At 70.5% G+C, this 25,213-nt stretch carries 25 protein-coding genes and 1 pseudogene; 15 read left to right on the forward strand and 11 right to left on the reverse strand.

All coding sequences use genetic code 11. The features are described from left to right. The first annotated feature begins 1 nt into the window (after position 1). The 7 genes and pseudogenes from Asi03nite_RS03270 (at position 2) to lepB (ending at position 7,309) form a co-directional block, all read left to right on the forward strand. Positions 2-193, forward strand: coding sequence for a ferredoxin (locus Asi03nite_RS03270; protein ID WP_239102333.1), 192 nt, complete (start codon positions 2-4; stop codon positions 191-193). A 166-nt stretch (positions 194-359) separates the two neighbouring features. Continuing rightward, positions 360-1,394, forward strand: coding sequence for a GNAT family N-acetyltransferase (locus tag Asi03nite_RS03275; RefSeq protein WP_203676849.1), 1,035 nt, complete (start codon positions 360-362; stop codon positions 1,392-1,394). After that, complete coding sequence (locus Asi03nite_RS03280) at positions 1,391-2,677, forward strand: hypothetical protein (protein WP_203676850.1); 1,287 nt, start codon at positions 1,391-1,393, stop codon at positions 2,675-2,677. Before Asi03nite_RS03275 ends, Asi03nite_RS03280 begins: the two co-directional genes overlap by 4 nt. Continuing rightward, the gene (locus tag Asi03nite_RS03285) at positions 2,674-3,951 is read left to right on the forward strand and encodes an MFS transporter (RefSeq protein ID WP_203676851.1); all 1,278 of its coding nucleotides are present in this window, start codon (positions 2,674-2,676) and stop codon (positions 3,949-3,951) included. Before Asi03nite_RS03280 ends, Asi03nite_RS03285 begins: the two co-directional genes overlap by 4 nt. 3 nt (positions 3,952-3,954) lie before the next feature. Then, positions 3,955-5,784 carry an asparagine synthase (glutamine-hydrolyzing) gene (gene asnB, locus Asi03nite_RS03290; protein ID WP_203676852.1) on the forward strand — a complete coding sequence of 610 codons (1,830 nt, stop codon included), beginning with the start codon at positions 3,955-3,957 and terminating at the stop codon, positions 5,782-5,784. A 290-nt stretch (positions 5,785-6,074) separates the two neighbouring features. Next, positions 6,075-6,527 (forward strand): annotated as a pseudogene (locus Asi03nite_RS03295) (class I tRNA ligase family protein); the annotation flags it as partial. Between the two features lie 158 nt (positions 6,528-6,685). Further along, a complete protein-coding gene (lepB, locus tag Asi03nite_RS03300; RefSeq protein WP_203676853.1) occupies positions 6,686-7,309 on the forward strand; it encodes a signal peptidase I in 624 nt (207 codons plus the stop codon). Between the two features lie 313 nt (positions 7,310-7,622). On the opposite strand, the gene Asi03nite_RS03305 is transcribed toward lepB, so the two are convergent. Together Asi03nite_RS03305 and Asi03nite_RS03310 are read right to left on the reverse strand one after the other, a co-directional pair. Further along, positions 7,623-9,098 carry a serine/threonine-protein kinase gene (locus tag Asi03nite_RS03305; RefSeq protein ID WP_203676854.1) on the reverse strand — a complete coding sequence of 492 codons (1,476 nt, stop codon included), beginning with the start codon at positions 9,096-9,098 and terminating at the stop codon, positions 7,623-7,625. A 303-nt stretch (positions 9,099-9,401) separates the two neighbouring features. Beyond that, on the reverse strand, positions 9,402-9,767 hold the full coding sequence (locus Asi03nite_RS03310; RefSeq protein WP_203676855.1) for a nuclear transport factor 2 family protein: 366 nt from the start codon (positions 9,765-9,767) through the stop codon (positions 9,402-9,404). 124 nt (positions 9,768-9,891) lie between these two features. Here Asi03nite_RS03310 and Asi03nite_RS03315 point away from each other — a divergent pair, with 124 nt between their 5' ends. From Asi03nite_RS03315 to Asi03nite_RS03325, 3 genes are all read left to right on the forward strand, one after another. Continuing rightward, positions 9,892-10,350 carry a hypothetical protein gene (locus Asi03nite_RS03315; protein ID WP_203676856.1) on the forward strand — a complete coding sequence of 153 codons (459 nt, stop codon included), beginning with the start codon at positions 9,892-9,894 and terminating at the stop codon, positions 10,348-10,350. A 153-nt stretch (positions 10,351-10,503) separates the two neighbouring features. Then, positions 10,504-11,178 (forward strand): TetR/AcrR family transcriptional regulator, encoded by a 675-nt coding sequence (locus tag Asi03nite_RS03320; protein WP_203676857.1) that lies wholly within the window; start codon positions 10,504-10,506, stop codon positions 11,176-11,178. Further along, positions 11,175-12,749, forward strand: a complete 1,575-nt coding sequence (locus tag Asi03nite_RS03325; protein WP_203676858.1) for an MDR family MFS transporter — start codon at positions 11,175-11,177, stop codon at positions 12,747-12,749. The genes Asi03nite_RS03320 and Asi03nite_RS03325 overlap by 4 nt, the downstream gene beginning before the upstream one ends. Before the next feature lie 408 nt (positions 12,750-13,157). Here the strand turns inward: Asi03nite_RS03325 and Asi03nite_RS03330 are convergent, their stop codons facing one another. Beyond that, complete coding sequence (locus Asi03nite_RS03330) at positions 13,158-13,514, reverse strand: STAS domain-containing protein (RefSeq protein ID WP_203676859.1); 357 nt, start codon at positions 13,512-13,514, stop codon at positions 13,158-13,160. Between the two features lie 287 nt (positions 13,515-13,801). On the opposite strand from Asi03nite_RS03330, the gene Asi03nite_RS03335 reads away from it, so the two are divergent. After that, entirely contained in the window at positions 13,802-14,800 is a 999-nt protein-coding gene (locus Asi03nite_RS03335; RefSeq protein ID WP_203676860.1) for an AraC family transcriptional regulator, read from the forward strand. Positions 14,801-14,803: 3 nt separating this feature from the next. On the opposite strand, the gene Asi03nite_RS03340 is transcribed toward Asi03nite_RS03335, so the two are convergent. Continuing rightward, positions 14,804-15,163, reverse strand: a complete 360-nt coding sequence (locus Asi03nite_RS03340; protein WP_203676861.1) for a hypothetical protein — start codon at positions 15,161-15,163, stop codon at positions 14,804-14,806. A gap of 336 nt (positions 15,164-15,499) precedes the next feature. On the opposite strand from Asi03nite_RS03340, the gene Asi03nite_RS03345 reads away from it, so the two are divergent. Next, positions 15,500-15,688: a hypothetical protein gene (locus tag Asi03nite_RS03345; RefSeq protein ID WP_203676862.1), complete on the forward strand. Its 189-nt coding sequence runs from the start codon at positions 15,500-15,502 to the stop codon at positions 15,686-15,688. A gap of 25 nt (positions 15,689-15,713) precedes the next feature. Here Asi03nite_RS03345 and Asi03nite_RS03350 read toward each other — a convergent pair whose 3' ends face one another. Continuing rightward, positions 15,714-16,610, reverse strand: a complete 897-nt coding sequence (locus Asi03nite_RS03350) for a Gfo/Idh/MocA family protein (RefSeq protein WP_203676863.1) — start codon at positions 16,608-16,610, stop codon at positions 15,714-15,716. Positions 16,611-16,686: 76 nt separating this feature from the next. Between Asi03nite_RS03350 and Asi03nite_RS03355 the strand changes: the two genes are divergently transcribed. Both Asi03nite_RS03355 and Asi03nite_RS03360 read left to right on the forward strand, forming a co-directional pair. Beyond that, positions 16,687-17,049: a hypothetical protein gene (locus Asi03nite_RS03355; RefSeq protein WP_203676864.1), complete on the forward strand. Its 363-nt coding sequence runs from the start codon at positions 16,687-16,689 to the stop codon at positions 17,047-17,049. Next, positions 17,046-17,480: a hypothetical protein gene (locus tag Asi03nite_RS03360; RefSeq protein ID WP_203676865.1), complete on the forward strand. Its 435-nt coding sequence runs from the start codon at positions 17,046-17,048 to the stop codon at positions 17,478-17,480. The genes Asi03nite_RS03355 and Asi03nite_RS03360 overlap by 4 nt, the downstream gene beginning before the upstream one ends. Before the next feature lie 14 nt (positions 17,481-17,494). On the opposite strand, the gene Asi03nite_RS03365 is transcribed toward Asi03nite_RS03360, so the two are convergent. The 4 genes from Asi03nite_RS03365 to Asi03nite_RS03380 are packed head-to-tail and all read right to left on the reverse strand — an operon-like array spanning position 17,495 to position 21,895. Then, positions 17,495-18,976, reverse strand: a complete 1,482-nt coding sequence (locus Asi03nite_RS03365) for a glutathionylspermidine synthase family protein (RefSeq protein WP_203676866.1) — start codon at positions 18,974-18,976, stop codon at positions 17,495-17,497. Between the two features lie 4 nt (positions 18,977-18,980). Further along, positions 18,981-19,394, reverse strand: coding sequence for a hypothetical protein (locus Asi03nite_RS03370; protein WP_239102334.1), 414 nt, complete (start codon positions 19,392-19,394; stop codon positions 18,981-18,983). Positions 19,395-19,430: 36 nt separating this feature from the next. Beyond that, a complete protein-coding gene (fabG, locus tag Asi03nite_RS03375; RefSeq protein ID WP_203676867.1) occupies positions 19,431-20,195 on the reverse strand; it encodes a 3-oxoacyl-ACP reductase FabG in 765 nt (254 codons plus the stop codon). Positions 20,196-20,248: 53 nt separating this feature from the next. Next, entirely contained in the window at positions 20,249-21,895 is a 1,647-nt protein-coding gene (locus Asi03nite_RS03380; RefSeq protein WP_203676868.1) for an alpha-amylase family protein, read from the reverse strand. A 436-nt stretch (positions 21,896-22,331) separates the two neighbouring features. Here Asi03nite_RS03380 and Asi03nite_RS03385 point away from each other — a divergent pair, with 436 nt between their 5' ends. After that, positions 22,332-22,988: a DedA family protein gene (locus tag Asi03nite_RS03385; RefSeq protein WP_203676869.1), complete on the forward strand. Its 657-nt coding sequence runs from the start codon at positions 22,332-22,334 to the stop codon at positions 22,986-22,988. On the opposite strand, the gene Asi03nite_RS03390 is transcribed toward Asi03nite_RS03385, so the two are convergent. Beyond that, positions 22,972-24,168 (reverse strand): glycosyl hydrolase family 18 protein, encoded by a 1,197-nt coding sequence (locus Asi03nite_RS03390; protein ID WP_203676870.1) that lies wholly within the window; start codon positions 24,166-24,168, stop codon positions 22,972-22,974. The genes Asi03nite_RS03385 and Asi03nite_RS03390 overlap by 17 nt on opposite strands. Before the next feature lie 26 nt (positions 24,169-24,194). Further along, the coding region (locus tag Asi03nite_RS03395) for a chitinase (RefSeq protein WP_203676871.1) at positions 24,195-25,213 on the reverse strand (1,019 nt) is incomplete at its 5' end.

The raw sequence follows: 25,213 nt of genomic DNA on the forward strand, positions 1-25,213 counted from the left end.
GGTGCGCATCGAGATCGACAGTGAGCGGTGCATCGGCTCCGGCCAGTGCGCGATGACCGTGCCGGAAGTCTTCGACCAGGACGATCTGGCCGGCAAGGTCGTTCTCCTGGACGATCGGCCGGACGCCGCGTTCGACGACCCGGTGCACGAGGCGGCGAGCCGGTGTCCGGTGGGAGCGATCAGGGCGTACTGAGAAGAAGCGAGCAAGATCAGTGACGAATACGATGGCGCCGGCCCGTGTCTCTCCGCTGCGCAGGTTGCGTCTGCACGCCGGGTACCAGTGGCGCAACAGTGGACGAGCGCTCGTGGCCCGGGCCCGGGTCGAGTGGGACAGCAGGGATTGGGCGAGGCTGCCGGCCGTGCGCTCGGAGGTCGGCGGCATGTCGATCTCGTACTCGGGCCTTCCGGAAGGCCTCGCGTACACCTTGGACTTCACCGAGCAGCGCCGGGGCGCGGACGAACAGCGGACCGCTGTGCGTGAACGCTCGCAGCTGCGAGGCCGGGACCTCTCGGTGGTGAACCGGTTGCCGGACGCCGACATCACGATCGTCGGCACCAGCGCCGCTCGGGCACATCGCCTGCCCAGGTCGGCGTCGCTGGTGCTGCCGATACGAGTGCACTTCGTGCTGGATCTCGACGACGATCTGGAAACGGTGCTCGGCCGGATATCCAAGGACGAGAGGCGCAGCTTCCGCAAGAACTCCCGCAAGTTCCGATGGACCGGCGAGATGGTGCGCGACATCGAGTGGTTCGACCGCTTTTACGACGACTATTACCGGGCTACCATGCGTAACCGGCACGGCGCCCGCGAGCGCGTCGAGTCCAAGGAAGCGGCCTACGAGTGCATGTTCCGCACCGGCCACCTCTTCGTGCTCTCGAAGGACGGGGAACCGATCGCCGGGCAGCTGTGTCACTGGGACGCCACGACGAACGTGTTGACCCTGCGGCTGCCCGGTGTCCGCGACGGGGCCGAGGAACATTACGCAACCGGTGCGATGAAGGCGATGAACTTCCTGCTGATCGAGTGGGCTGCGGCCAACGGCGTACGGCAGATCGACTATCAGGGCACCGAGCCGTTTCTGAGCAAGGGAACCTACCAGGCGAAACGACTCACCGGCACGCGTGTCGTCCTGCCACCGAACCACTTCGGCGGCAAGCGGCTGTGGTTGCAGGTCCGTCAGGACCGCCCGGCGGTGCGCGACTTCCTGGTGGCCAACCCGTTTCTGACCGAGAGCGGAGGTCAGCTGGACGCTGTCTACTTCTACGACGGCGAACGGCCCGCGCGGCTGGACTATCCCTCGCATTCGCCGGGAGTGCGTGAAGCGCGTCAGATCAACCTCGACGAATTCCTGGCGCCCGTGTCGCGAGAACGACTAAGGAGCACCGTCGCATGACGATCACCGGACTGCCGCCGACCCGGGTGGCCGAGATCCTCGCCGGACACCTGGCGGACATCCCGATGGGGCGCTTCCCCACCGCGGCGGAGCCGATGGTGCTGCCTTCGAAGGCGTACCGGGCGCTCCTGGCCGCCACCCGGCGCCTGACCGAGCTGTCCTGCGAGGTGGTGCGCAGGCTGGCGCCGGACCAGGCGGGTCGGATGGCCGCGCTGCGGGTCGACCCGTCCGAATACCGGCGGACGAGTCCGGACGAGGAATTCGAGCTACGGCACGCCGGTGACGTGGTCCGCGCCGACGTGGTCATCGGGGCTGACGGCCCACGGTTCATCGAGCTGAACGTGGGCGCCGGGATCGGTGGCGTGGTGCAGTTCGAGCAACAGCGCCGTGCCTGGCGGAGCGTCCGCCTGGAGGCCGGCCTGCCACCGCTCGACGGTGAGGATCTCTTCGGCCTGCTCGCCAAGCTGATCAAGCGGTACTGCGCGGAACTGAGCCTGCCGGTCGGTGCGCTGCTGATCGGCACCATGCACGATCCCGGCATGGGTGGCGCCGTGAACGACACTCAGATCAGGTTGCTCGGCGAGCACGGTGTGCCGGCCCGGTTCGCCGAGTTGCCGGGTTTGCTCGACGAGATCCGCCCCGGCGACCGGCTCGGCATCATCCAGTTCTGTGAGGACGAGGCGGCGCAGCTCGGCTGGGACGTCACCCCCATGCTCACGGCGATCAAGGACGGCTTGCGCACGGCGCCGTCGGAGAGCACTCGGCTGGTGGACTCGAAGAAGGTGCTCGCCTGGATGTCCGAGGGCCTGCCGTGGATGTCCCGGGAAGACCGGGACCTGGTCCAGCGCTTCGTGCCGTGGAGCCGGGTGCTGGGTGACCGGCTGGTGAGCTGGCGGGGAGACGCGTACGAACTGCCGCGGCTGCTCGTCGAGCAGCGCGAGCATTTCGTGCTCAAGGGTGCGGCCGGCCTGTCGTCGCGGGAGGTGTTCTTCGGCGCGAGCACCGAGCCCGAGGAGTGGGCGCAGCTCGTGGAGGCCGCGGTCGGCTCGGAGTACTACGTGGCGCAGGAACTCGTCACACCGGTCCGGCGACCCGTGCCCGTCATGCTGGACGAGTCCGGGCGGACGGACATCGTCATCGCGAACCCGGTGATCAGCCCGTTCTGCGTGGGCGGGGTGCCGACCGGCTGTCTGATGCGGTTCGACACGGCGACCGGGCCCGGCGCGGTCACCGTCAAGTCCGGCGCCATGCTGGGGTGCCTGTTGGGAGACACCACTCGATGAGTGCCTCAGCCGACAGCCGGACCCGGCCCGCCACCAGGGGCTGGCGAGATTTTCAATGGCTGTGGGGAGGTCAGAGCGTCAGCCTCCTCGGTGACCAGATTCTGCTCCTCGCGCTGCCGTTGGCGGCGACGCAGGCACTGGGCGCCAGCGCGTTCCAGGTGGGCGTGCTGGCGGCGGCCGTGACACTGCCGTACCTGTTGATCGGTCTGCCCGCCGGAGTCTGGGTGGCCCGGTTCGGCCTGCGCCGGTCGATGGTGTGCGCGGACGCCGTCCGCGGTCTGGCCGTGCTCTCCGTGCCGCTGGCCGGCTTCGCCGGCGTGCTGACCTACGCCCAGCTGCTGGTGGTGGCTTTGGTGACCGGCGTCTGCAGCGTCTTCTTCCAGATCGCCTATCAGTCGTTCGCGCCGCTGCTGATCGCGGACAGCGACGGCCTGCACTCGGCCAACACCAAACTCACCTTCTCCGAGTCGATGGCGTTGCTGCTGGGGCCGGGACTGGCCGGCTTCCTGGTCGGGCTGACCGGCGCGGTGCGGGCCATGCTGGCCGACGCCACCAGCTTCCTGGTCAGCATGAGCACGCTGCTGATGATCCGGCATCACGACGCTCCGGTCCCGGTGGCCGATCGTCAACCGGTTCTCCGGGAGGTGGCCGACGGGATCCGGTTCGTGCTCAGGCAGCCGTTACTGCGCCTGATCATGGCATCCGGCCTGGTGTACAACCTGGGCATCGCGATGTACATGGCGATGATCACGATCTTCGCGGTGCAATATCTTCACCTGCCGCCGGCGGTCCTGGGCCTCGCGACCGGCCTGGGCGGCGCCGGTTTCCCGGTAGGCACCCTGCTTGCCCGGTGGCTCACCCGGCGATTCGGCATCGGGCCCACCCTCGGGATAGCGAGTTTCCCGATCGTCGCGGGACTGGTGATCGTGGTCAGCTCCTTCGACCGCTACGCGGCCGTGATGATCAGCGTCGGCACTTTCCTGTACGGCATGGGCTCCGGCGCCTTCAAGACGAACGCGCTGACCATCCGCCACATCGTCACCCCGGACGACATGTCCACCCGGGCCACCGCGGTTCACCGGTTCGTCACCTGGGGCGTCATGCCGGTGGGCGCGGTCGTCGCCGGGCTCATCGGTGACCACTTCGGCCTGCGTGCCGCGATGGTCACCGCGGTGCTGGTCACCAGCCTCTGCCTCATCCCGTCACTGAGCACGCCCATGCGCCGGGCGAAGCGACTCACCCGGCCCGAGACCGCGTTACCTACGGGGAGATGACACATGTGCGGAATCGTTGGTTGGCTGGACTTCTCTCGCGATCTGAGTGACCACGGCGACGTCATTGAGGCGATGACCGAAACCATGCGGCTGCGTGGTCCGGATGATCACGGCGTATGGCTGGACCGGCACGTCGCCCTGGGACATCGCCGGCTGGCGATCATCGACCTCGTCGGTGGTCACCAGCCGATGGTGGCGACGGACGGCGCCACCGTTCTCGTCTACAGCGGCGAGGTCTACAACTACAAAGAGTTGCGAACCGAGCTGCAGGGGCGCGGACACGTCTTCACCGAGCGATCCGACACCGAGGTGGTGCTGCACGCGTATCGCGAATGGGGAGCGGCCTGCGCCGAACGCCTGATCGGCATGTTCGCGTTCGCCGTGTGGGACGCGCGGAAGCAGGAGTTGGTCCTCGTCCGGGACCGGCTCGGCATCAAGCCGCTCTACTACGCGCCGACTCCGCACGGCGTGCTCTTCGCCTCCGAGCCGAAGGGCATCTTCGCCAATCCGGAGTTCCGTCCGGCTGTCGACGAGTCGATGCTGCCGGTTCTGCTCAACCGGCGGCTCGCCCTGCCGGGGCAGACGCCGGTACGCGGCCTGCACGAGGTGAAACCGGGACATGTGCTCACGGTGACTCGTGCCGGTCTGCGGCAGTCGGCCTACTGGCGGCTGACCACCGACCCGCACCCGGACGACCTGCCCACGACCGTGACCAATGTACGGGCGCTGCTGCACGAGGTGGTCCACCAGCAGCTGGTCGCGGACGTGCCGATCGCCACGCTGCTCTCCGGCGGCCTGGACTCCACGGCGACCACCGCGATCGCCGCGCGAGCCGTCGAGGCCGCCGGCGCGGGCCCGCTCTCCACCTTCTCGGTCGACTTCCCCGAGGACGCGGCGACGTTCCGCCCGACCGTCCTGCGCCCGGAACGGGACGCGCCCTACGCGTCGCTCGCCGCCGAGCGGATCGGCACGCGCCATTCCACGATCGCGCTGTCGGCCCCGGCCGTCGCGGCGGCGCGCTCGCGCGCGATGCAGGCCATGGACGCGCCGATCAGCGGACAGTTCGACGCCTCGATGTACCTGCTCTTCGCCGGCGTGCGGGAGAGAAGCGACGCTCGTGTCCTGCTCTCCGGTGAGGCGGCCGATGAGGTCTTCGGCGGATACCCGTGGTTCCACGACGCCGCGGCGCTGAACGCGGACACCTTCCCGTGGCTGGGCAACGCCCCCCGGTTGTGGGACTGCCTGTCCGCCGACGTGATCAAGCGGATTCGTCCCGGCGACGTGGAACGCGACCACTACGCGCAGCTTCGTGCGGCCGTCCCCCGCCTGCCGGGCGAGGATCCGGCGCAGGCGCGCCGGCGAGAGGCTCTGTACCTGAGTCTGCAGGGTCCGCTGGCGGTGTTGCTGGAGCGTAAGGATCGGCTGAGCATGGCCTCTGGCTTGGAGGTGCGTGTCCCGTTCTGCGACCATCGTCTGCTCCAGTACGTGTGGAACACCCCGTGGTCGATGAAGAACGCGGACGGCCGGGAGAAGAGCCTGCTGCGGATGGCCGTCGGCGACCTCGTGCCGGCGGAGATCCTGCGGCGGAGGAAGAGCGCCTATCCGGCGATGCACGATCCCGCGCACGACGCCACGGTGCTGAACGCGGTGAACAAGCTCGTCGTCGACGAGACCTCGCCGTTGTACGGGCTCGTCGACGCCGACCGCGTGCACACGCTGATCGGGTCCGGCAACCGCACCATGACGCATGTCAATGCGGCGCACCTGGTGCTGCCCCTGCTGGAGATCGACGCGTGGATGCGCGCGTACGACATCGAGGTCATCCGGGGCTGACCACGCCACGCCTGGCGCGACTACGGGTGGGAAGCGCGCCCGGGGCGGCGTGGTCGGCGAGGCGCCGCGGGTCGTCCGCGGCCGGCACGCGCGATTGGCGCGCGCGTGCCGGCCGCGTCAATCCGCGAAATCGTGGAACTGGCCGGTGAACTGGTAGGTGGTCTGCGCGATGCCGCTGCGGTCCGGGCCATCGTGCCGTTGCCGCAGGCGCCGGTGTCCCGGTTCACCCACCACAACCGGACGAAGCCCAGCCTCTTGTTCTTCGCCCAGTCGAGCAGGCGGCTGGGGCGGACTACCTGGAGCTGGTCAAGGAGCGGGCGTACCGGGACGCGGCCGACCCGGCCACCCGGTCCGCGCACGCCGCGCTGGCGATCGCCCTGCACACGCTGCTGCGGTTGTTCGCGCCGATGCTCCCGTTCGTCACCGAGGAAGCCTGGTCCTGGTGGCGGGAGGGCTCGGTGCACCGGGCCCCGTGGCCGGCGGCGGGCGAGTTCGCGCCGGCGTTGGACCCGACCCTCCCGGACGGCCTGCTGACGCTGGCCGGCACCGTGCTGGGGCTGGTCCGCAAGGCCAAGTCGGAGGCGAGGCAGTCGATGCGCAGCGAGGTGGCGCGTCTGGTGCTGAGCGGTCCGGCGGAGGCCTTCGAGCTGGTCGGCCGGGACGTGCTGGCGGCCGGGGCGATCCGGGAGGTGAGCGTCTCGGCGGCCGACGGCCCGCTCAGCGCGTCGGTCGAGCTCACCTGATCCAGCACGGTCGCCCGCGGCTGTCCCGGGGTCGCCGCTGCGCTCCGCGCGGTCGCCCCGGGTCGCCGCTCCGCTGTCCCGCGGTCGGCCCCGGCCTTCCGCTCCGCGTCCCGCAGAGCTATTCCCTCCCGCTGTTTCCTGCCGGGCTGTGACGATTGATGTACGCTCCGGCCGTGTCCGAGGACAAGATCACTGGTCGTCCCTTTTACCGTTCCAAGGGCTTCGAGCTCCTGGTCCTCATCGTGGTGGGGGTGGTCGTCGCCGCCGGCGTGCGGGCGTACCTGCTGCAGACGTTCTACATCCCGTCCGGGTCGATGGAGAACACTCTGCTGCTCAATGACAAGGTGCTGGTGAACAAGGTGCTCTACCGGTTCCGGGACCCGCACCGCGGCGAGGTGGTGGTCTTCGAGCCGCCGGCGTCGTGGGGGGCCGGGCCCGGCGAGCAGGAGTACATCAAGCGCATCATCGGCGTGGGCGGCGATCACGTGATCTGCTGCGACCCGCAGAACCGGCTGACCGTGAACGGTCAGGCGCTCGACGAGAACTACCTGTTCCCGGGCGACACGCCGTCCGACGACAAGTTCGATGTGACGGTCCCGGACGGGCGGATCTTCGTGATGGGCGACCACCGGTCGGACTCGGCGGACTCCCGGGCGCACCTGGACTCCGACCAGGGCACCGTACCGGTGGGGCGGATCGCCGGGCGGGCCTTCGCGATCTACTGGCCGGTCTCCCGGTGGAGCGCCCTGTCGGTCCCGTCCACCTTCGACAAGGTGCCCTGACGCGCTCCCGGCACCAGCCGGTAAGCGTCGACACATGCAAAGGTGTCGCGCGCTCCGCCCGTCGTCGACGCCGGTCGCCGCCCCGGCCAGCTGGTCGGTGTCGCCGCCGGCGCCCTCGCGGGCTGGATGCTCGTGCGCGCCGCCGCGGCCGACGGCGGCCGGCCGCGCTGGGCGGGGTGGCGACGCTGTTCGTCTTCGTGGCCGCGGCGAGACCGGCCGGACCGAGCCTGGTCCGCGCTCTCACCCGCGATCGGCACCGGCGTGGCCGTCACCGGCTGGGCCGGCGTGGCGTTCCGGCTCGGCGGCCGGGGGGTCAGAGGGGCAGCACGACCGCCGAGGGCTGGTCGCCGAAGCAGGTGACCGACATCCGGTACCGGCTCAGGCCGCTCGCGAAGACCGCCGACGCGGTCAGACCCGGCCCCGGGTCCACCCGCTCCACCTCGTAACCCTCGGCCGGCTCCCAGCCGATCAACTGGGCGCTCCCGGAGACGCAGATCGCGTACACCGCTCCGCCCGTCGACTCCAGCCGGGTGCCCTCCGGAGCCTCCGGCGTGGGCGACTCGACGACGTCCGCGCTCGGCTCCGGCGCCCCGGACGAAGCAGGCGTCACCACCGATGCCACGGCCGCGGTCGACGGGCTCTCGCTGGCCACCGCCGACGGGCGCCGGGAGAGCCGGGTCTGCGACGGGGTGGGCGACGCGCCGGCCGCCCGCCTGGTGCCGCCGGGCTGGACGACAGCCGCACTGGCCGGCGGATCGGCGGTCAGCGGTCCGGACTCCGGTTCATCCTTCCGGGTGGCCCAGATCCCGGCGATCACGACGAGCAGAGCCATCAGGCCGCCGCCGGCCGCCAACCGCTTGCGCCGGCCGCCCGGCACGGGGGGACGGTTGACGGCGATCACCTGGGTCTCCTCGTCCAGGAACGTCGACAGCGACATCGGCGGCGGTGACGGGGGCGCCGCGGGGCGCATCGAGGCGGCCTCCGCGGCGTCGCCCAGGATCGCGGACACCTCCGCCGCGGCCGGCCGGTCCCCCGGATCCTTGGCCAGGCACCTGTCGACCAGGTCGGCCACGGCGGGCGGCACCCCCGGCAGCTCCGGCAACGGCGCCGGCTCCGAGTACATGTGCGCGCTGAGCATCTGCGTGGTGGTCTCCACGGTCCACGGCGACTCGTCGGCGAGCAGCCGGTACAGCAGGACTCCCAGCGCGTACACGTCCGAGGCCGGCTCGACGGTCCCCCCGGTGAGCCGTTCCGGGGCCAGGTACGCCGGTGTCCCGAGCAACCCCTCCTCCGGCTCGGCCGGGCCGGCCGCCGCGGCGATCCCGAAGTCCACCACCTTCGCGCCGGCCGGGGTGACCATCACGTTTGCCATCTTGATGTCGCGGTGCACCAGGCCGTCCTCGTGCGCCGCGGCGAGCGCCGCCGCCACCTCGCCGCAGATCCGGAAGACCCGCCGGGGCGGCATCGGGGCCTCCATGATGCGCTGCTGCAGGGTGGGTCCGTTGATCAATTCCATGACGACGTACGGGACCAGAGTCCCGTCCTCGTCCGACTCCCCGAAGTCGTAGATCTGGGCGATGTTCGGATGCGAAAGGGTCGCCGCCGCGCGGGCCTCGTGCAGGATCCGCGAGCGGAAGCGCTCGTCGCCGGCGTATCGCCCGGCCAGCACCTTCACCGCCACCGGCCGGTTCAGCACCTCGTCGGTGGCCCGCCAGACCGCCGCCATGCCGCCGCGGCCCAGTTCGCTGAGCAGGCGGTAGCGTCCTCCGAGTTTGCTTCCCTCGTTCACTCGTGGCAGTTTGCCGAAATGCGCGCCGATTCGCACGTCGGCGGTCCCGTGAATGCCATTCGTCTTTCACATTCCGCGACGGGGGGAAATCGTCGGCTCCCGGAGGGAACGGGCGCGCACCGTCGGCCCGTGGACGCTTCTCCCGAGCCGGCCCCGCCCGGCGCCGGCGGGCGGGGCCGGGAGCGCGCGGCCCGGCTCGACCCGCACCCGGCCGGCGGACCGGTGGCGGAAATTCACCTGTCCGGGTGTGCCGGACGGGCGAGCGAACCCGGCCCGAGCCGCCCGCCACCACCGCGTCCCGGCTCACGCCGCCGGTCGCGGCACCTCCATCCACCATTCGGTGAACTGGCGCGCCTGCCCGGTCTGGTCCAGCCGCAGCACCCACAGGTTGCGGAACTCCCGGCCGGGGTAGACGGTGCGCCCCTCGATCACCGCGAGTTCCTCGGTGACGATCAGCGGCTGCCAGGTGAACGTCGTGCTGCCCGGTTCGTCCTTGCGGGCGAGCCAGCCCATGACGATTGCCTCACGGCCGATCCAGGGTCGCGCGTACGGTGCGGTGAAATACGCCGCGTCCTCCGCGAACAGCCCGCGGATGTCGTCCGGATCATTCGTCTCCCAAGCCCGTCGGTAATTCCGCACCCAAGCGGCAACCGCATCGAGATTCGTCATTATCGCTCCTCACGCGTCGCATTTCGACGATCAGGCGCCCGGCCGGCACGGCCCCTACGGTGGCACGATCCCGGAGCCGCCGCCTTCCGTCGTTGCCCGGCGTGACCGCCGGTAGGGTCGCCGGGTGACCGAGAACTGGCGCCACCTGCCGCCCCCGGCCCGCCCCGTCGCGGCGGCCGTCACCACGGCCGTCGACGCCGTCCGGGCGGGCGACGACGAAGCGCTGGCCCGGACCGCCGGCGAACTGGCCGCCCTGGATCCGGCGCACACCGGGCTGATCCTCGGGACGACCGTGCGGCTGCTGCTGGAGGAGAACCATCCGGACGGGCTCGCCGCCGACGACGTACGCGACGCCCTGTCCTCCTGCGTCCGGGCGCACCCGCAAGCGGACCCGCAGGTCGTCCTCTGGCTTCTCGCCGGCGCCCTGGGCGTCCTCGACGAGGACGGCGCCCCCGCGCCGCCGCCGGACGCCCTGGCCCGCAGCGCCGCGCTGTTGCTCACCGACCTGCTGGCCGGCCGCGACCTGCGGAGCCGGCTGACCGCCGCCCTGACCGAGATCCAGCACACCCAGCTCAACGACTGACAGCCGGTTCTCCCGGCGCCACGCGCGGATCGCGGCCGGCGGCCCGCGCGGCGGGCGCCCCAGCTCGTACTCCATCTCTACGACGTGGGCGTTCCCGAGCCGGGCCCTTAAAAACTTTGCAGTCTCTGCAAAGTTTGCCGTAGCGTGCCCGGCATGAACCGGGACCACAAGCGGCAGCAGACCCGCCGCGCCCTGATCCGCGCCGCGCTCCGGCTCACCGACGAGCGCGGCGCCGATCGCGTCACGGTCGACGAGATCAGCGAGGCCGCAGGCGTCTCCCCGCGGACGTTCTTCAACTACTTCGCCACCAAGGAGGACGCCCTCGTCGGCGATCCCCTGGAGGGCTGCGCCGACCCGCGCGAGCTGCTGCTCGCCGCGCCGCCCGGCCCGGCGCTGGCCGCGGTGGAGGCCGCGCTCGCCCCGGCGGTCCGGCAGATCCAGGACGACCGGGAGCTGTGGCTGCTCCGGCTCCGGGTGATGATGAACAACCCACAGCTGCTGCCCCGGCTGGCCGCCGGCGCCGCCACCGCCGAGCAGGAGATGACCGCCGCCATCGCCGAGCGCCTCCGGCTGGCCGCCGGCCACCCCTATCCGCCGGTGCTCGCCGCGGTCACGGGCGCGGTCCTGCGGGTGGCGCTGATGCGGTGGGCTGCCGACGTACAAGACCAGGTTTTGGAAGGAACGTCGCTCGCCGAGCACGTGCACGAGGCCCTCGGCATGCTCGCCGCCGGCCTGCCAGATCCCGTCACCGGCTGGCCGTCAGGAGTGTCTCCGGACCCGGGAGGCACTCCTGACGACCAGCGGGACCCGACAACGAGGAACCGATGACCGCCACCCCCGTCCCCGAAGACACCGCCGAAGCCGACGGCCGGATGACCCACCGCGAGGTCGTCCAGGCGCTGTCCGGCCTGATGCTGGGCATGTTCGTCAGCATCCTGGCGTCCACCGTGGTCGCCAACGCGCTGCCGAAGATCATCGCCGAGCTGGGCGGCAGTCAGTCCGTCTACACCTGGATCGTCACGACCGAACTGCTCGCGATGACCGCCACCGTCCCGCTCTGGGGCAAGATGGCCGACCTGTACAGCAAGAAGCTGCTGATCCAGCTCTCGCTCGGCCTGTTCGTGCTCGGCTCGCTGATCGCCGGCCTGGCCCCGAACGTGGAGATCCTGCTGGTCAGCCGGATCGCACAGGGCGTCGGCGCGGGCGGCATGTCGGCCCTCGCGATGATCGTGATGGCCGCCATGATCCCGCCGCGCGAGCTGGGCCGGTACTCCGGCATGTTCGGCGCGGTCTTCGGCGTCGCCACCATCGCCGGCCCGCTGATCGGCGGCGTCCTGGTGGACACCTCCTGGCTGGGCTGGCGCTGGTGCTTCCTGATCGGCGTGCCGTTCTCGCTGGCCGCGATCATCCTGCTGCAGAAGACCCTGCACCTGCCGGCCACCCGCCGCGAGGTGAAGATCGACTGGCTGGGCGCGCTGCTGATCACGGGCGGCGTGAGCACCCTGCTGATCTGGTCCACGCTGGCGGGCTCGCACTTCGACTGGGCCTCGGCGCAGACCGCCGCGTTCGTCGCCGGCGGCGTGCTGCTGCTGGCGCTGGCGATCTGGGTGGAGTCGCGGGCCGCCGAGCCGATCGTCCCGCTGGGCATCTTCCGGCACCGCACGGTCAGCCTGACCATCGTCGCGAGCATGCTGGTCGGCGTCGCCATGTTCGGCGGGACGGTGTTCCTGTCGCAGTACTTCCAGATCTCGCTGGGCAAGTCGCCGACCGTGGCCGGCCTGATGAGCCTGCCGATGATCTTCGGGCTGCTGGTCTCCTCCACGGTCGCCGGCCAGCTGATCACCAAATTCGGCCGGTGGAAGATCTACCTGGTCGCCGGCGCGATCGTGATGACCGGCGGGATGCTGCTGCTGAGCACCATCGGCGCGGACACGTCGGTGCCGCTGATCTCGCTCTACATGGCCGTGCTCGGCATCGGCGTCGGCATGCTGATGCAGAACCTGGTGCTGGCCGCGCAGAACGACGTGCCCGCGGCGGAACTGGGCGCCACCACCTCGGCGCTCACCTTCTTCCGCAGCATGGGCGGCTCGATCGGGGTCAGCGCGCTCGGCGCGGTGCTCTCCGCCAAGGTCACGTCGCTGGCCGCCGAGAAGTTCGGCGCCGCGGCCGGCTCCGGCGGCGGCGCGGCGAAGGTGCCGGATCTGGCCTCGCTGCCGCCCGAGGTCCAGGCGATCTTCAAGGACATCTACGGTACGGCCACCGCCCACCTGTTCATGATCGGTGCGCCGATCGCGTTCCTGACGGTGCTCGCGGTGCTGTTCATCAAGGAGAAGCCGCTCTCCACCCTCTCCGGCGACGAGCGCGCCGCGCAGGAGAAGGCCACCGCCGCCCTCCACTGACCCCGCCCAGGCGTCTCGGCCCGCGGGCCCGCTCCGCGCGTCCCAGCCCGCGGCGCCACCAGGACCCCGCGCCCGGTCCACCGGCCCCCCAGCCGGGCCGGACCACGCCGCGGCAGGTGCACGTCGTAGCCGAGGGCCCCGGCCCTGGCTGGCGCTCATGGGTGCCTCCGGGCCGTTGCGACACCCAGGAGCGCCAGCCAGAAGCGTGCTGCGTGCTGCGGCCCGGGGCCGGCACAAGGCCGCTTGACGCGACGGCACCGTTCTCTTCCCAGGTGGGGGGACGGCCGCGTGACGCAACGGCGCTGCCCTCTTCCCGGGCGGGGAGAGGGCAGCGCCGTTCTCATGTCGGAATCGGTCGGACGTCGACCCCCGAGGGGGTGAAACGGCCGTGGAAAGCGCGCGGACGTATCAGGAGGGCCGCAAGCCCACCGACGTGCGCGGCGAGGGTGGCTCGGCACAGCCGAGCAGGCCCACCAGGCCGGAAACCCAGAGTTGCCGGTAGACCGTGGCACTGGGGTGGCTGACCACGAGTTTGATGCCGCTGGCAGCGGCGGTGTGGAAGCAGGCCACCAGGATGCCGATCCCGATGCTGTCGATCAGCATGACGCGCTGCAGATCGAGACAAATCTTGCTGGGTGTCATGGTGGTCAGGACGTCGTTGACGGCGTCCCGCATGACGTGCGCGTTGTCCAGATCGATCTCGCCGTTCGGGGCGATCTCGACGGTGCCGTCGGCCAGCTGGCGGGTCGTGATCGGCAGATACACAGCTGCCCTCTCTTCTGGCGTCGGAAGGTCCGACACCGACTTTCCGCGGGACACGGTGCGACAACCGGAGAAAAGGTCATACACCCGCGGCGTTCGCTGGGAGACGCCGCGCCGAGCCCGTGTTCCTACAACAATCCGCTGGTCTGCAAGTTACGCCACGTAGGCGCGGAACGCCAGAGTAGTTCATCTGGCCGGAATGTGTTGGAACGGTCACTGCGTGGCGACCACGTTGACTGTCCACTGAATCTGCCCGAATACTCACCGTATGCGATGGAGCAACGGACCGCATGCGTGACGCCGCGCTCGCGACCACCCGTCCGCTGAGGACCCCGGGCGTCATCCATTACGGCAGCGTCGGCGCCAACGAGGCCTGTGACCTTCTGAATCGTTTTTACCACCCGCTGTCGCTCGGGGAAACACCCGGCGGCGACGTGAAGATCGAGATGGAAGTGATCCAACTCGGACCGCTCACCATCGGTCATCTCACGTTCGCCGGAGGCGTGACGCTGATCGCCGCGGCCGCCGACGCGTACCACGTCACGCTCCCGGTAACGGGCCGCGTGCTGGCCCGGCACCACGGCCGTGAGGTCACCGCCGGGCCGGCCACCGCGCTGACCTTCCGCCCCGGCGAGCCGGTCTACCTGCGGCCGGAGGCGCCGTCCGCGGAGATCGACGTGCGCATCGAGCGGTGGGCGCTGGAGAGCGAGCTGGCCACGCTCCTCGGTCGCCCGGTCGAGGGGCCCATCGACCTGCCGGCCGCGTTCAACCTCACCGGCGGGCCGGCGCACAGCTGGAGCCGGCTGATCCGGCTGCTGCACGAGGAGCTGGAGCACGGGACCAGCCTCATCTTCCAGCCGCAGGTCGCCGAGCACCTGCGCAGCAGCGTGCTGAGCGGGCTGCTGCTGAGCGTGCCGCACCGCTACCACGAGGAGCTGGCGGCACCGGGCACCGCCGGCCCGCCCCGGTCGATCCGGCGGGTGCTGGACGCGATAAACGACGAGCCGGAGCGGCCGTTCACGGTCGCCGCGCTGGCCGGGATAGCGCGGATGAGCGTGCGATCGCTGCAGGAGGGGTTCCGGCGGCATCTCGGGTGCACGCCGATGGCCTATCTGCAGCGGACCCGGCTGGACCGGGCGCACGCGGCGCTGCGCGGGGCGGACCCGGCGGCGGTCACCGTGGCCTCGATCGCGAACCGGTGGGGTTTCGCGCACCTGGGACGGTTCGCCTCGGCATACCGTGCGCGGTTCGGGGTGTCACCGTCCGAGACACTGCGCCGGCGGGCCTGAGCTCTACTCCCCGGGATCGCACCGGCGCGGCTGGGGCACCTCGTTGATGCGCCGGGCGCCACGCGCTCCGGGCTGCCGGTGCGCGCCGAGGAGGTGGCCGCGGGGTGGCACCCACTCCCGCCACGGGGCCAACACCGGCGCGACCACCACCGCGTCCCCGTCCCCCGCGCCCCGCTGCTCCCGCAGGTAGCCCTGCACCCGGGCAGCCGAGGACGAGCCGCTCTCCAGCAGCTGTCGCATGATCCGCAGCGTGTCGGCGTCCGGCGGTGGGCTGGCCGGGTCGCGCCCGAGCAGGGCGGCCAGGCCGGTGAGCGCCCGTGCCACCTCGCCGGCGTCCCGCTCGGCGTCCCAGAGGCCGGTCATGCCGCGCCCGCCTTCGCCGTTCCCTCCCGGCCGTCGCCTGCATTGCCGTTCGTCGGTGCGGCGGGCCGCCGCTCGGTGCAGTCGGTCATGCAGATCTGTCCCCTCACCTCACGCGCGCCGGCGGCGTCCCGCGGGCCCGCGGGCCCGGTGTCGGGACAGTCCGTCCCGGGCGTGCATGACAGGCGAAAATGTATTCGGCTCGCTACTTTGCGTCCATCCGTAACGCGCAGGTTCTGTCCAGTTAGCGCTCAGTTCGGGCCCCCTTGCCCCTACCCGGCGTACAGAATGAGAAATCGGATACCGGAACAACCTGGCCGATCACATGGAGGGGGCACCATGAACAAGATCAGGGCAGCATCGGCGGAGACCGCTCCACCGGTCTGGCGCACCGGCGCCGAGCAACCCTGGGATCCCGAGGACCTGGCGGTCGCCCAGGGCAAGGACCCGACGCCGGAGAACATCGCCCGGGCGCGCGCCGAACTGGAGCGCGACGGCGCCGCGGCGATCGAGCGCACCGTCCCCTAGCTGGGACGATGCGAGGACGGCCGGCTCAGTCGAGCCGGACCGTCCGGCCCTGCGCGATCGACTGCGCGGCCGCCGCGAGCACCGCCGTCACGCGCGCGCCGAAATCGACGTCGCAGGCCGGCTTCGGCCCGCCCGCGGCGGCGGCCAGCAGTTGGTCGAGCGCGACCCGGAAGCAGTCGACCGGGGAGAAGTCGACGGCCGGCACGCTGCGGACCCCGGCCTCGCCGGCGAACTCGGTCGCCTGTCGGACAGTTGCCTCCGGGGCGTCCACCGAAAGAGTGAGCCGGCTGATCGCGCCGTTCTCGTGGCGCAGCAGCACCGCGGTCAGATCCCGCGCGCCGGTCAGGCCGGTCACCTCGGTCACCGGGCCGAGGATCGGCAGCACCAGGGAGAGCGCGTGCGGGCCGACGTCCCAGAGACCGCCGCGCTCGCGCCGCCACGGCGAGGCGCCGAACGGGTTGTCCGGCGTGAAGATCGAGCCCAGGTGGTCGACCCGGGCCTCGGTCCAGCCGCCGGTCTCCACCGCCTCCGCGACGAACCGCTCGGTCTCCGGCACGAAGCGCCTGGTGAAGAAGACCACCGACGCCAGGTCACGGTCGGCGACGGCCGAGGCCAATGCGGACGCTTCCTCGGTACGCAGGGAGACCGGCTTGTCGAGCAGGAGGTGCCGCCCAGCGCGGGCCGCGCGGATCGCGATCGGCGCCTGGACGTCCGGCGGCAGGGCGATCGCCACCGCGTCCACCTCGGCGATCAGCTCGTCGGCGTCGCCGTAGGCCCGGGCGCCGTGCTTGCCGGCCAGCTCCGCCGCCTTTGCCGGGTCGCGTCCCCAGACGCCGGCCAGCTCGACGCCGGGGTGCCGGGCGAGTGCCTCGGCGTGCACCATGTGCGCCCAGGGTCCCGTACCGAACAATCCGAACCGCACGATTCGCCCACCTCACTGAAAAGGATCTCCGGGGCGGAAGTTACCAGCCCAGAGCCACGTCAGTAACCTGTGCCGGGTGAACGGTCCCCTCTCGGTGGCGACGATCGTCGTCGCGCTCGTCCTGGCCGCGTGGTACTTCCTGCGCAGCGCGTTGGACCGCGCGCCCAGCCGCCTGGATCTACTGGCCATGGCCGGGCTCAGCGCGCTGGTCACGGTCCTGGTCGTGGTCGCTGTGATCGGGCTCTTCGACGGCACCCGCCCGTCGGACACCGCCACCTTCGGCGGCTACCTGGTCACCACTGTCTGCTTCGCCCCGGCCGCCATCTGGCTGGCCCGCCTGGAGCCGACCCGCTGGGGATCGCTCATCCTCGGCGTCGGCGCCGTCGTCCTGCCCGTCCTGGTGCTGCGCCTGCAGCAGATCGCGTCGGTGATCTCATGAGCACCTCCACCCGGCCGCGCGACGCGGCGCTCGGCACCGGCCTCGGCCGGGTGCTGCTGCTGGTCTACGGCACGTTCGCGCTCTCCGCGAGCGCCCGCGCCCTGGTCCAGATCAGCACGCGCTTCTCCGAGGCCCCGCTGGCCTACCTGCTCTCCGCCCTGGCCGGCGTGATCTACCTCGCCGCCACCGTCGGCCTGGCCGTCGGAGGCCCGCGGGGACGTCTGATCGCCCTGGTCAGCTGCAGCATCGAGCTGCTCGGCGTGCTGGTCGTCGGCACCCTGAGCATCGCCGACAAGGTGGCCTTCCCGGACGACACGGTCTGGTCCCGCTACGGCAGCGGCTACGGCTACGTCCCCCTGATCCTCCCGTTCATCGGCCTCTGGTGGATCCGATATCAGCGCCCCAGCCGCAACCGCGACCAGCAGGCATAACGCCTCGAAGGGCGTTATGCCTGCGAGCCGGAGGCGACGCCATCGGACACAGCATGGGGCAGGAAGTTGCAGTTGTCTTTGGTTACCAGGCCGTCTACGCCGATTCCTTCGCGGATGCCCATGCCGGCTGGTTCACCGTCGATCAGCCAGGAGCCGATCACCGGGTGCACCGTGCCCTCCAGACCGTCGAAGGACGGCAGTTCGCAGAGCTCCTGCACGACGTAGCGCCCGTCTGACCCGTACTCCGAGGGGTTGTCGGTGATCGGGGCCCCGTCGCGGACCAGCGTGACCGATCCGCCCTCCCGGCCCCAGAGGGGTTTCTTCGCGTACGACGTCAGCCCGGCCGCCTTGGAGGACTCCGCGAAGTACGACGGCAGCAGGTACTTCCCGCGCTCCGGATCCGAACCGAACAGTTTCCACAGCACCGGCAGCAGCGCCTTGTTGCCGAGCAGCGCGGCCTTGTAGGGCGGCTCGATCCACACCGTGCCACGCTTCGACGGGTCGGCCATGTTGCGGAAGAACGCCTTGCCGCCCTCCTCGTGCCAGAACCACTCCCACGGGTACAGCATGAAGATCACGTCGATCGGCTGCGCCTCGTTCTCCCGGCCGGGCGCCGGCACGAACACCACCCGGTCACCGGCCACGTCCCAGCCGATCTGGCTCATCGCGATCAGCTCGACCGGGAAGCCCGCCTCCTCGGCCGTGGACATCAGGTAGGCCACGTTCATCCGGTCCTCACCGGAGGTGTCCGACGTCTCGTACGCGAAGAAGATCTTGGGTTTCTCCGGGAGCCAGGGACGGGCCTCGCGCAGCTTGGCGATGTTGCGCCGCCAGGCGCCCGGGTTGGCCGGCTCGCCGTCGGCGGCCTCCCAGCCGACCAGCCGGTCGTGGATCGAGTTCCACTGCCGCCAGGGGTGGCTGCTGACGCCGGTCTGGTCCATCCAGTGCCACTGGATCACCGCGGCCTCGACCAGCGACGTCGGCGTCTGCGCGTTGAACTCGAGCAGCCTGGGCGTGCTGCCGGTGCCGTTGTACCACAGGTCGAAGCGGCCGTAGACGGTCGGCGAGAAGTCCGGCGTCTGCATCGGCGTGCGCATGTCCGGGTCCTTGTCGTGGTGCGTCCACGTCTCCGCGTCGCCGTCGAACCAGGTCCGGATGATCTGCTCGTGGGTGTACTCCGGGATGCCGATGCGGCTCAGGAAACACGCCTCCGGCGTGCAGATCGAGGCGAAGAAACCCTTCCGGCGACCTTCGGCGGTACGCCGTGGGCACTGCTCCACCATCCAGTCCCCGGCCTCGAGGCACATGTCGTAGAGCGTCGCCGTGGCGGTCTCCAGCTCTTCGATCTCGGCGGCGGTGAAGTCGTAGTACGGCCCCTCCTGCCAGTACGAGTACATCGACCCGTCCGGCAGCACATCGTCGTTGTACGTCAGCCCGAGACTGAAATTGGTCAGTCGCCAACCCTCGCGGACCGGCCCGTGCGGAACGCGGCGCATCTACTCAGCCACCCGACGATCCGTGACCCGAGGAGCCGTGACCGCCGCTCCCGCCCTTGCCGACCACACCGGTCTTGACCGTCCCGTTGCCGACCCGCCCGGTCGAGGGCAGCCCGTAGGAACTGCGTGCGGCGGAGTCGTTGTACGCGAACCGGCTGCCACCGGACGGCAGTTTCTGGCCGACCCGGTAACCGGAGCGGTAGTTCGGTGAGTGGTAGATGTAATACCCCCCGCCACCGTGATAGGCGCCGTTGTGGTCATCACAGAAATCCTCGTCGACGATCACGCCGTTCTCGTCGGCGCAGTAGAAACCCTCGTCGTGATATTTGTTACTGCTGCACGCCGCTGTACCGCCCGCCGCGAGCAGCAAAAACGTGCTGGTCAACGACACGCTGCGGGAGCTCATGCGTCGGTTCATCACTTCTTTGTAGCCGTTCTCAGCAAGTTGTCAGCGTCAGTCTCTGGGCCCACCGGCCACATAAATCACCTGGCCGGACACAAACCCGGCGCCCTCGCTCGCGAGGAACGAGACGGTGTTCGCCACATCCTCCGGACGGCCCGCGCGGGCCACCGGAATCTGCGCGACCGCCGCCTTCTCGAAGTCGGCGAAGTCCACACCGACCCGCGCCGCGGTGGCCCGGGTCATGTCGGTGACGATGAAACCGGGCGCCACCGCGTTCGCGGTGATGCCGAACTTACCCAGCTCGATCGCCAGCGTCTTGGTGAAGCCCTGGATCCCGGCCTTGGCCGCCGCGTAGTTCGCCTGACCGCGATTGCCCAGCGCCGACGTGCTCGACAGGCTGACGATCCGGCCGAACTTGGCGTCCACCATGTGCTTCTGCACCGCCCGGCTGAACAGGAAGGCGCCGCGCAGGTGCACCGCCATCACGGTGTCCCAGTCGTCCTCGCTCATCTTGAACAGCAGATTGTCCCGCAGCACCCCGGCGTTGTTGACCAGCACGGTGGGCGGGCCGAGCTCGGCCACCACCCGCTCCACAGCGGCGGTCACCTGGGCCGGATCCGACACGTCGGCGCCGATCGCGGCCGCGGTGCCGCCGGCGTCGTGGATCGCCGTGACCGTGTTGGCGCAGGCGCCCTCGTCGAGATCGACGACCGCGACGGACAACCCGTCGGCGGCGAGCTTGAGCGCGACGGCCTCACCGATGCCGCGTGCGGCCCCGGTGACGATGGCGACCCTCGACGATGCGGACTGCGACACTGCGGCCTCCGGTTGTGATCTTCGCTGCTCCTGACCGGTGATGCTAATCCGGATCAGGCGGTTCTGCGCATGCGGATCCAGCGGTATCCGTAACCGGCCACCGGAAGATCGGCGAGCTTGCCCGGTTCCGGGTACTCCTGATCGGCCAGCACGTCGTTGGGCAGCTCCGCCTCGGCCCCGATGGAGCTCAGGTCGGCGGTCACCTCCCGCGGCCCGAGATTGTGCAGGAAGAGCATGGTGCCGGTGTCGTCGTCGGCCCGGTGCACGAGCAGTCCGCGCGGGGCCGGCACGTCGACGTGCGAGCACGAGCCGGTGCCGACCTCCGGGGCCTCGCGCAGCGTCCGGATCATCCGCTCGAACCAGGAGAGCAGCGACGACGCGTCGTGGCGCTGCCGGGTCACGTTGACCTTGTCGTACCCGAAGTCGCCGTCCCGCACCACCGGCCGGACCAGCTGATCCGGCGCGGCGGTGGAGAAGCCGGCGTTGGGCAGGCCGGACCACTGCATCGGGGTACGGATCGCGTCCCGGCCCTCCAGCGCGAGGTCGTCGCCCATGCCGATCTCCTCGCCGTAGCGCAGCACCGGGGTGCCGCGCAGGCTGAACTGCAACGCGTACGCCAGCTCCAGCCGGCGCCTGTCGTTGCCCAGCATCGGGGCCAGCCGGCGGCGGATGCCCCGGCCGTAGAGCTGCATCTGCGGGTCGGGGCCGAACTTCGCGAAGACGTCCGCGCGCTGCTCGGCGGTGAGCCGGGACAGGTCGATCTCGTCGTGGTTGCGCAGGAACGTGGCCCACTGTCCGCCGGCCGGCAGCTTCGGCGTGTCCCGCAGCGCGTCGATGATCGGCTCCGGGTCCTCGCGGGCCAGCGCCAGCACCATCCTGGCGTTGAGCAGGAAGTCGAAGAGCATGTGGATCCGGTTGCCCGACCCGCCCTCGTCCCCGAAGTACGTCACCAGCTGCGTGGGCTCCACATTGGCCTCGGCCAGCAGCACCGCGTCGCTCCTGCGCCACTGCACGTGCTGGCGCAGTTCGGTGAGGAAGTCGAAGTCCTTCGGTGAGTCCGGGTTGCCCGGGTCGGTCTCCTCGATGATGAACGGCACCGCGTCCATCCGGAATCCGGCGACCCCGAGCTGCAGCCAGAACGCGCAGATCTTCTTGATCTCCGCACGGACCTCGGGATTCCTGATGTCGAGGTCCGGCTGGAACTTGTAGAACCGGTGGTAGTACCAGAGTTTGGCGGTCCGGTCGTACGACCAGGTCTCGCTCTGCTCGCCGGGGAAGACCATGCCCTGCTTGCGGTCCGCCGGCTCGGTCTCGCTCCAGACATACCAGTCGCGGTACGGCGAGTCGGGCGACGACCGGGCGGATACGAACCACGGGTGCTTGTCGGACGTGTGGTTGACCACCAGGTCGATGATCACCTTGATGCCCCGGTTGCCGGCCTGGTGCAGCAGCTCGGCGAAGTCGCCGAGGGTGCCGAACCGCGGGTCGACGTTGTAGAAGTCGGCCACGTCGTAACCGTCGTCGCGGTCCGGCGAGGGGTGGATCGGATTCAGCCAGATGCAGGTCACGCCGAGGCGGGCCAGGTAGTCGAGGCGGCCGATCAGTCCGGGGATGTCGCCGCAGCCGTCTCCGTTCGAGTCGGCGAAGGTGTCGATGTCCAGGCAGTAGACCACCGCCTGCTGGTACCACCGGTCACTCATGCGCCTCTACTTGTCCGCGCCGGCCGACCCCGAAACCGGACGCCGGGACCGCTCGAACCGGTGCCGGCCACCCGGCGCAGCGCGGTCGCCAGCAGCATCGCGCCGAACAGGTGCACCACCCGGGCGGAGCGTGACCAGTAGACGTCACCGGCCGGGCATCACCGCCGCAGCCGGGCGGCCACGGCGTGCCGGAGCACGTCGAACACCTGGGCCGGGCCGGGACGCGGGTCGCTCATCAGCACGCCGAGCATCTCCTCCCCGTACTCCCGGCGGAAGTCACCCGGACAGAGCGCGAGCAGGCGCCGGTAGCGGATCTTCGGTCATGCGGTGGCACCAGGAACGTGGGCTCCCGCAGGGGCACGTCAGTCATGGCAGGAGCCGCTCATCGGTATATCCGGAAGTGGTTGCCGACGGATCCACCGGGTACGACAGGTGGATGGCAGAACTGAGTGGGCTGGCCGGCTGGGTGGCCTCGGTCATCGACGCGCTCGGCGAAACCGGTGTCGGCCTGCTCGTCGCGCTGGAGAACCTGGTCCCCCCGATCCCCAGCGAGATCGTGCTCTCCATGGCCGGCTATCTGGCCGGTGAGGGCCGGGTCGGCCTCGTCCCGGTCTGGGCCGCCGCGACACTGGGCGCGCTGCTCGGGGCGCTGCTGCTCTACTGGCTCGGGCGTGGCCTCGGCGAGGATCGGCTGCGCCGCTGGCTGGACCGGATCCCCCTGGTCGACGCGGCGGACCTGGACAAGGCGGATCGCTGGTTCGAGCGGCACGAGAAGGCGGCCGTGCTGTTCGGGCGGTGTGCGCCGGTGGTACGGAGCCTGGTCTCGATCCCGGCCGGCGCCAACCGGATGAACCTGGGCCAGTTCGCCCTGTTCACCACGATCGGCAGCGGCGCCTGGAACGCGATCTTCGTGGGCGCCGGGTACGCGCTCGGCTCACGCTGGCAGGACGTGGAGAAGTACAGCCACTGGTTCGACTACGGCATCTGGGCGTTCTTCGCGGTGGCCATCGCCTGGTGGGTGGTGAAAAAGGCGCGCGGCCGCTCGACGGACGAGCGACCGCGCACCGGGGATCAGGTCAGAAGCCCGCGCTGACCTTGGTGAAAGCCCAGTCGGACTGCGCGATGCCGGAGCAGTCGGAGACCACGCCGCCGCCGGCGCAGCCACGGTCCCGGTTGACCGCCCAGAAGGTGAAGCGGGACAGGCCCTTGCTCTTGGCGTAGTCCCGGATCCGGGTCCAGGTGTCGACCGAGGTGACCTCCTGCTGGTCGGAGAGACCGTTCATGCCGGAGATGCCGACGTGCGAGTACGCCTGCGCGTCGGTGTAGCCGAAGGTGGTCTTCACCAGGTTCTTCAGGCCCTCGGTGGCGCCGACGGTGGAGGCGTACATGTCCGAGCCGCCGCCGAAGTCGAACGGCATCTGGGTGAAGATGTCGATGTTCGCGCCCAGCGCCTTGGCCTGCTGCACCAGCCGGGTGCCGTAGTAGCTCGGGCCGGTCGGCGTGGTGCCGAAGGTGACGATCGTCTTCACCGACGGGTTGTTCGCCTTGATGATCTTCAGGGCGCCCAGGATCCGGTCCTGGACCGCGGTGTTCTCGAACTCGTCGGTGTTCTCGATGTCGATGTCGATCGCCTTCAGGCCGAAGGCGTTGATCACCTTCTGGTACGCGCCGGCGAGCGCGTCGGCCGTGGCGCAGTTCGGGCCGAGCTTGTTGCCGCTCCAGCCGCCGATCGACGGGACGACGTCCGCGCCGGCCGCCTTGATCTGGCTGATGTAGTTGGCGTGCACGCCGCCGGTCAGGCCGGACTCACCGTCCCACACCGGGTTGCAGCCGCCACTGGCCAGCACGAACGCCATGGTGAAGGACTTGATGCCGGTGGCGTTGACGACCGTGGCGGGCGCCGGCGGGTTGCCCCAGCCCGGGTAGACGTACGGCGCCGAGGCCATCTTGGTGCCGCTGGCCGGCGGCTGGGTGGTGGGCCCGGTGGGCGGGGTGGTGGTGGGCGGCGTGGTGCCGCCACCGCAGGCGCCGTTGTCGATCCAGACGTCCCACTGACCACTGTGGGTGGCCGGCGACTCGTTCTGGGTCCACCACTTCGCCGTGTAGTTGTGGCCGCTCTGCGAGGCGACGTTGTCCTTGACGTAGGCGGCGCTCGCCGACCAGGCCGGGGCACAGGCCGCCGCCGCGCTGGCGAAGGTCATCGGGAGCACGGCCGCGGTGGCGCCGGACGCGAGGACCGCCGAGACGAGGGCGATCTTCCTGCTGAGTTTCACGGGGATCTCCGAGAGGTGGGAGGGGATCAGGGGAGGGTGGCCAGGTGCGGGTCGATGGTGTTGGCCCAGTTGCTGCCGTTGCTGACGTCCCAGTTGATGGACCAGGTCATCGCGCCGCGGATGCCCGGGTAGGTGGCCGGCGGCTTGAACGTGCCGCAGTTGGCGCCGCGGGCCAGGCAGTCCAGGGCGGCGTTGACCACCGACGGGGCGACGTATCCGCCGCCGGCCGCCAGCGTGCTGGCCGGCAGTCCGAGCGAGACCTGGTCCGGCCGCAGGCCGTTCTGGGTCTGGATGCAGGCCAGCGCGGTCAGGAAGTTCTCGGTGCCCTGGCTGTACGCGTTCATCTGGTCGCAGCCGAGCATCGCGCCGGAGTTGTAGAACTGCGTGTGGACGACGGTCAGGATGTCCTTGATCGACAGAGCCAGCGCGAAGTACGACGACCCGGTGCTCTGCATGTCGATGGTCTGCGGCGCCATCGTGATGATCAGGTTCGCGCCGGCCTTGCTCCGCAGCGTGCGCAGCGCGCTCGCCATGTAGGTCGGGTCGAGCCCGTTCTCCAGGTCGATGTCGACGCCGTCGAAGCCGTACGTCTGGATCAGCGAGTACACCGAGTTGGCGAAGTTGGTGGCCGCGGTGGCGCTGGAGACGCTCACCGTGCCCTTCTCCCCGCCGACCGAGATGATCACCTTTTTGCCGCGCGAGTGCAGCGTGGCGATGTCCGCCTTGAACTGCGCGTCGGTGTAACCGCCGACCGCGCTCGCCAGGCCGGGGTCGAGGGTGAAGGAGACCGCGCCCGGGGTCGCGGTGGCGTCCGCGAAGGCGACAGCGACCAGGTCGTATGTCGCGGGGACCGCGGCCAGCTTGAGCGGCGTCGCGCCGTTCACGAAGTTCTGCCAGTACCCGGTGAGGAAGTGCTTGGGCAGCGAGCCGGTGCCGGTCGGCTGCGTGGTCGGCGACGACGTGGGCGAACCGGTCGGGCTGCCGGTCGGCGACGACGTGGGTGAGGTCGTCGGGGAGCTGGTCGGCACGGTGCCGCCGCCACACG

Source organism: Actinoplanes siamensis, from assembly GCF_016862395.1.
Classification (GTDB): domain Bacteria; phylum Actinomycetota; class Actinomycetes; order Mycobacteriales; family Micromonosporaceae; genus Actinoplanes; species Actinoplanes siamensis.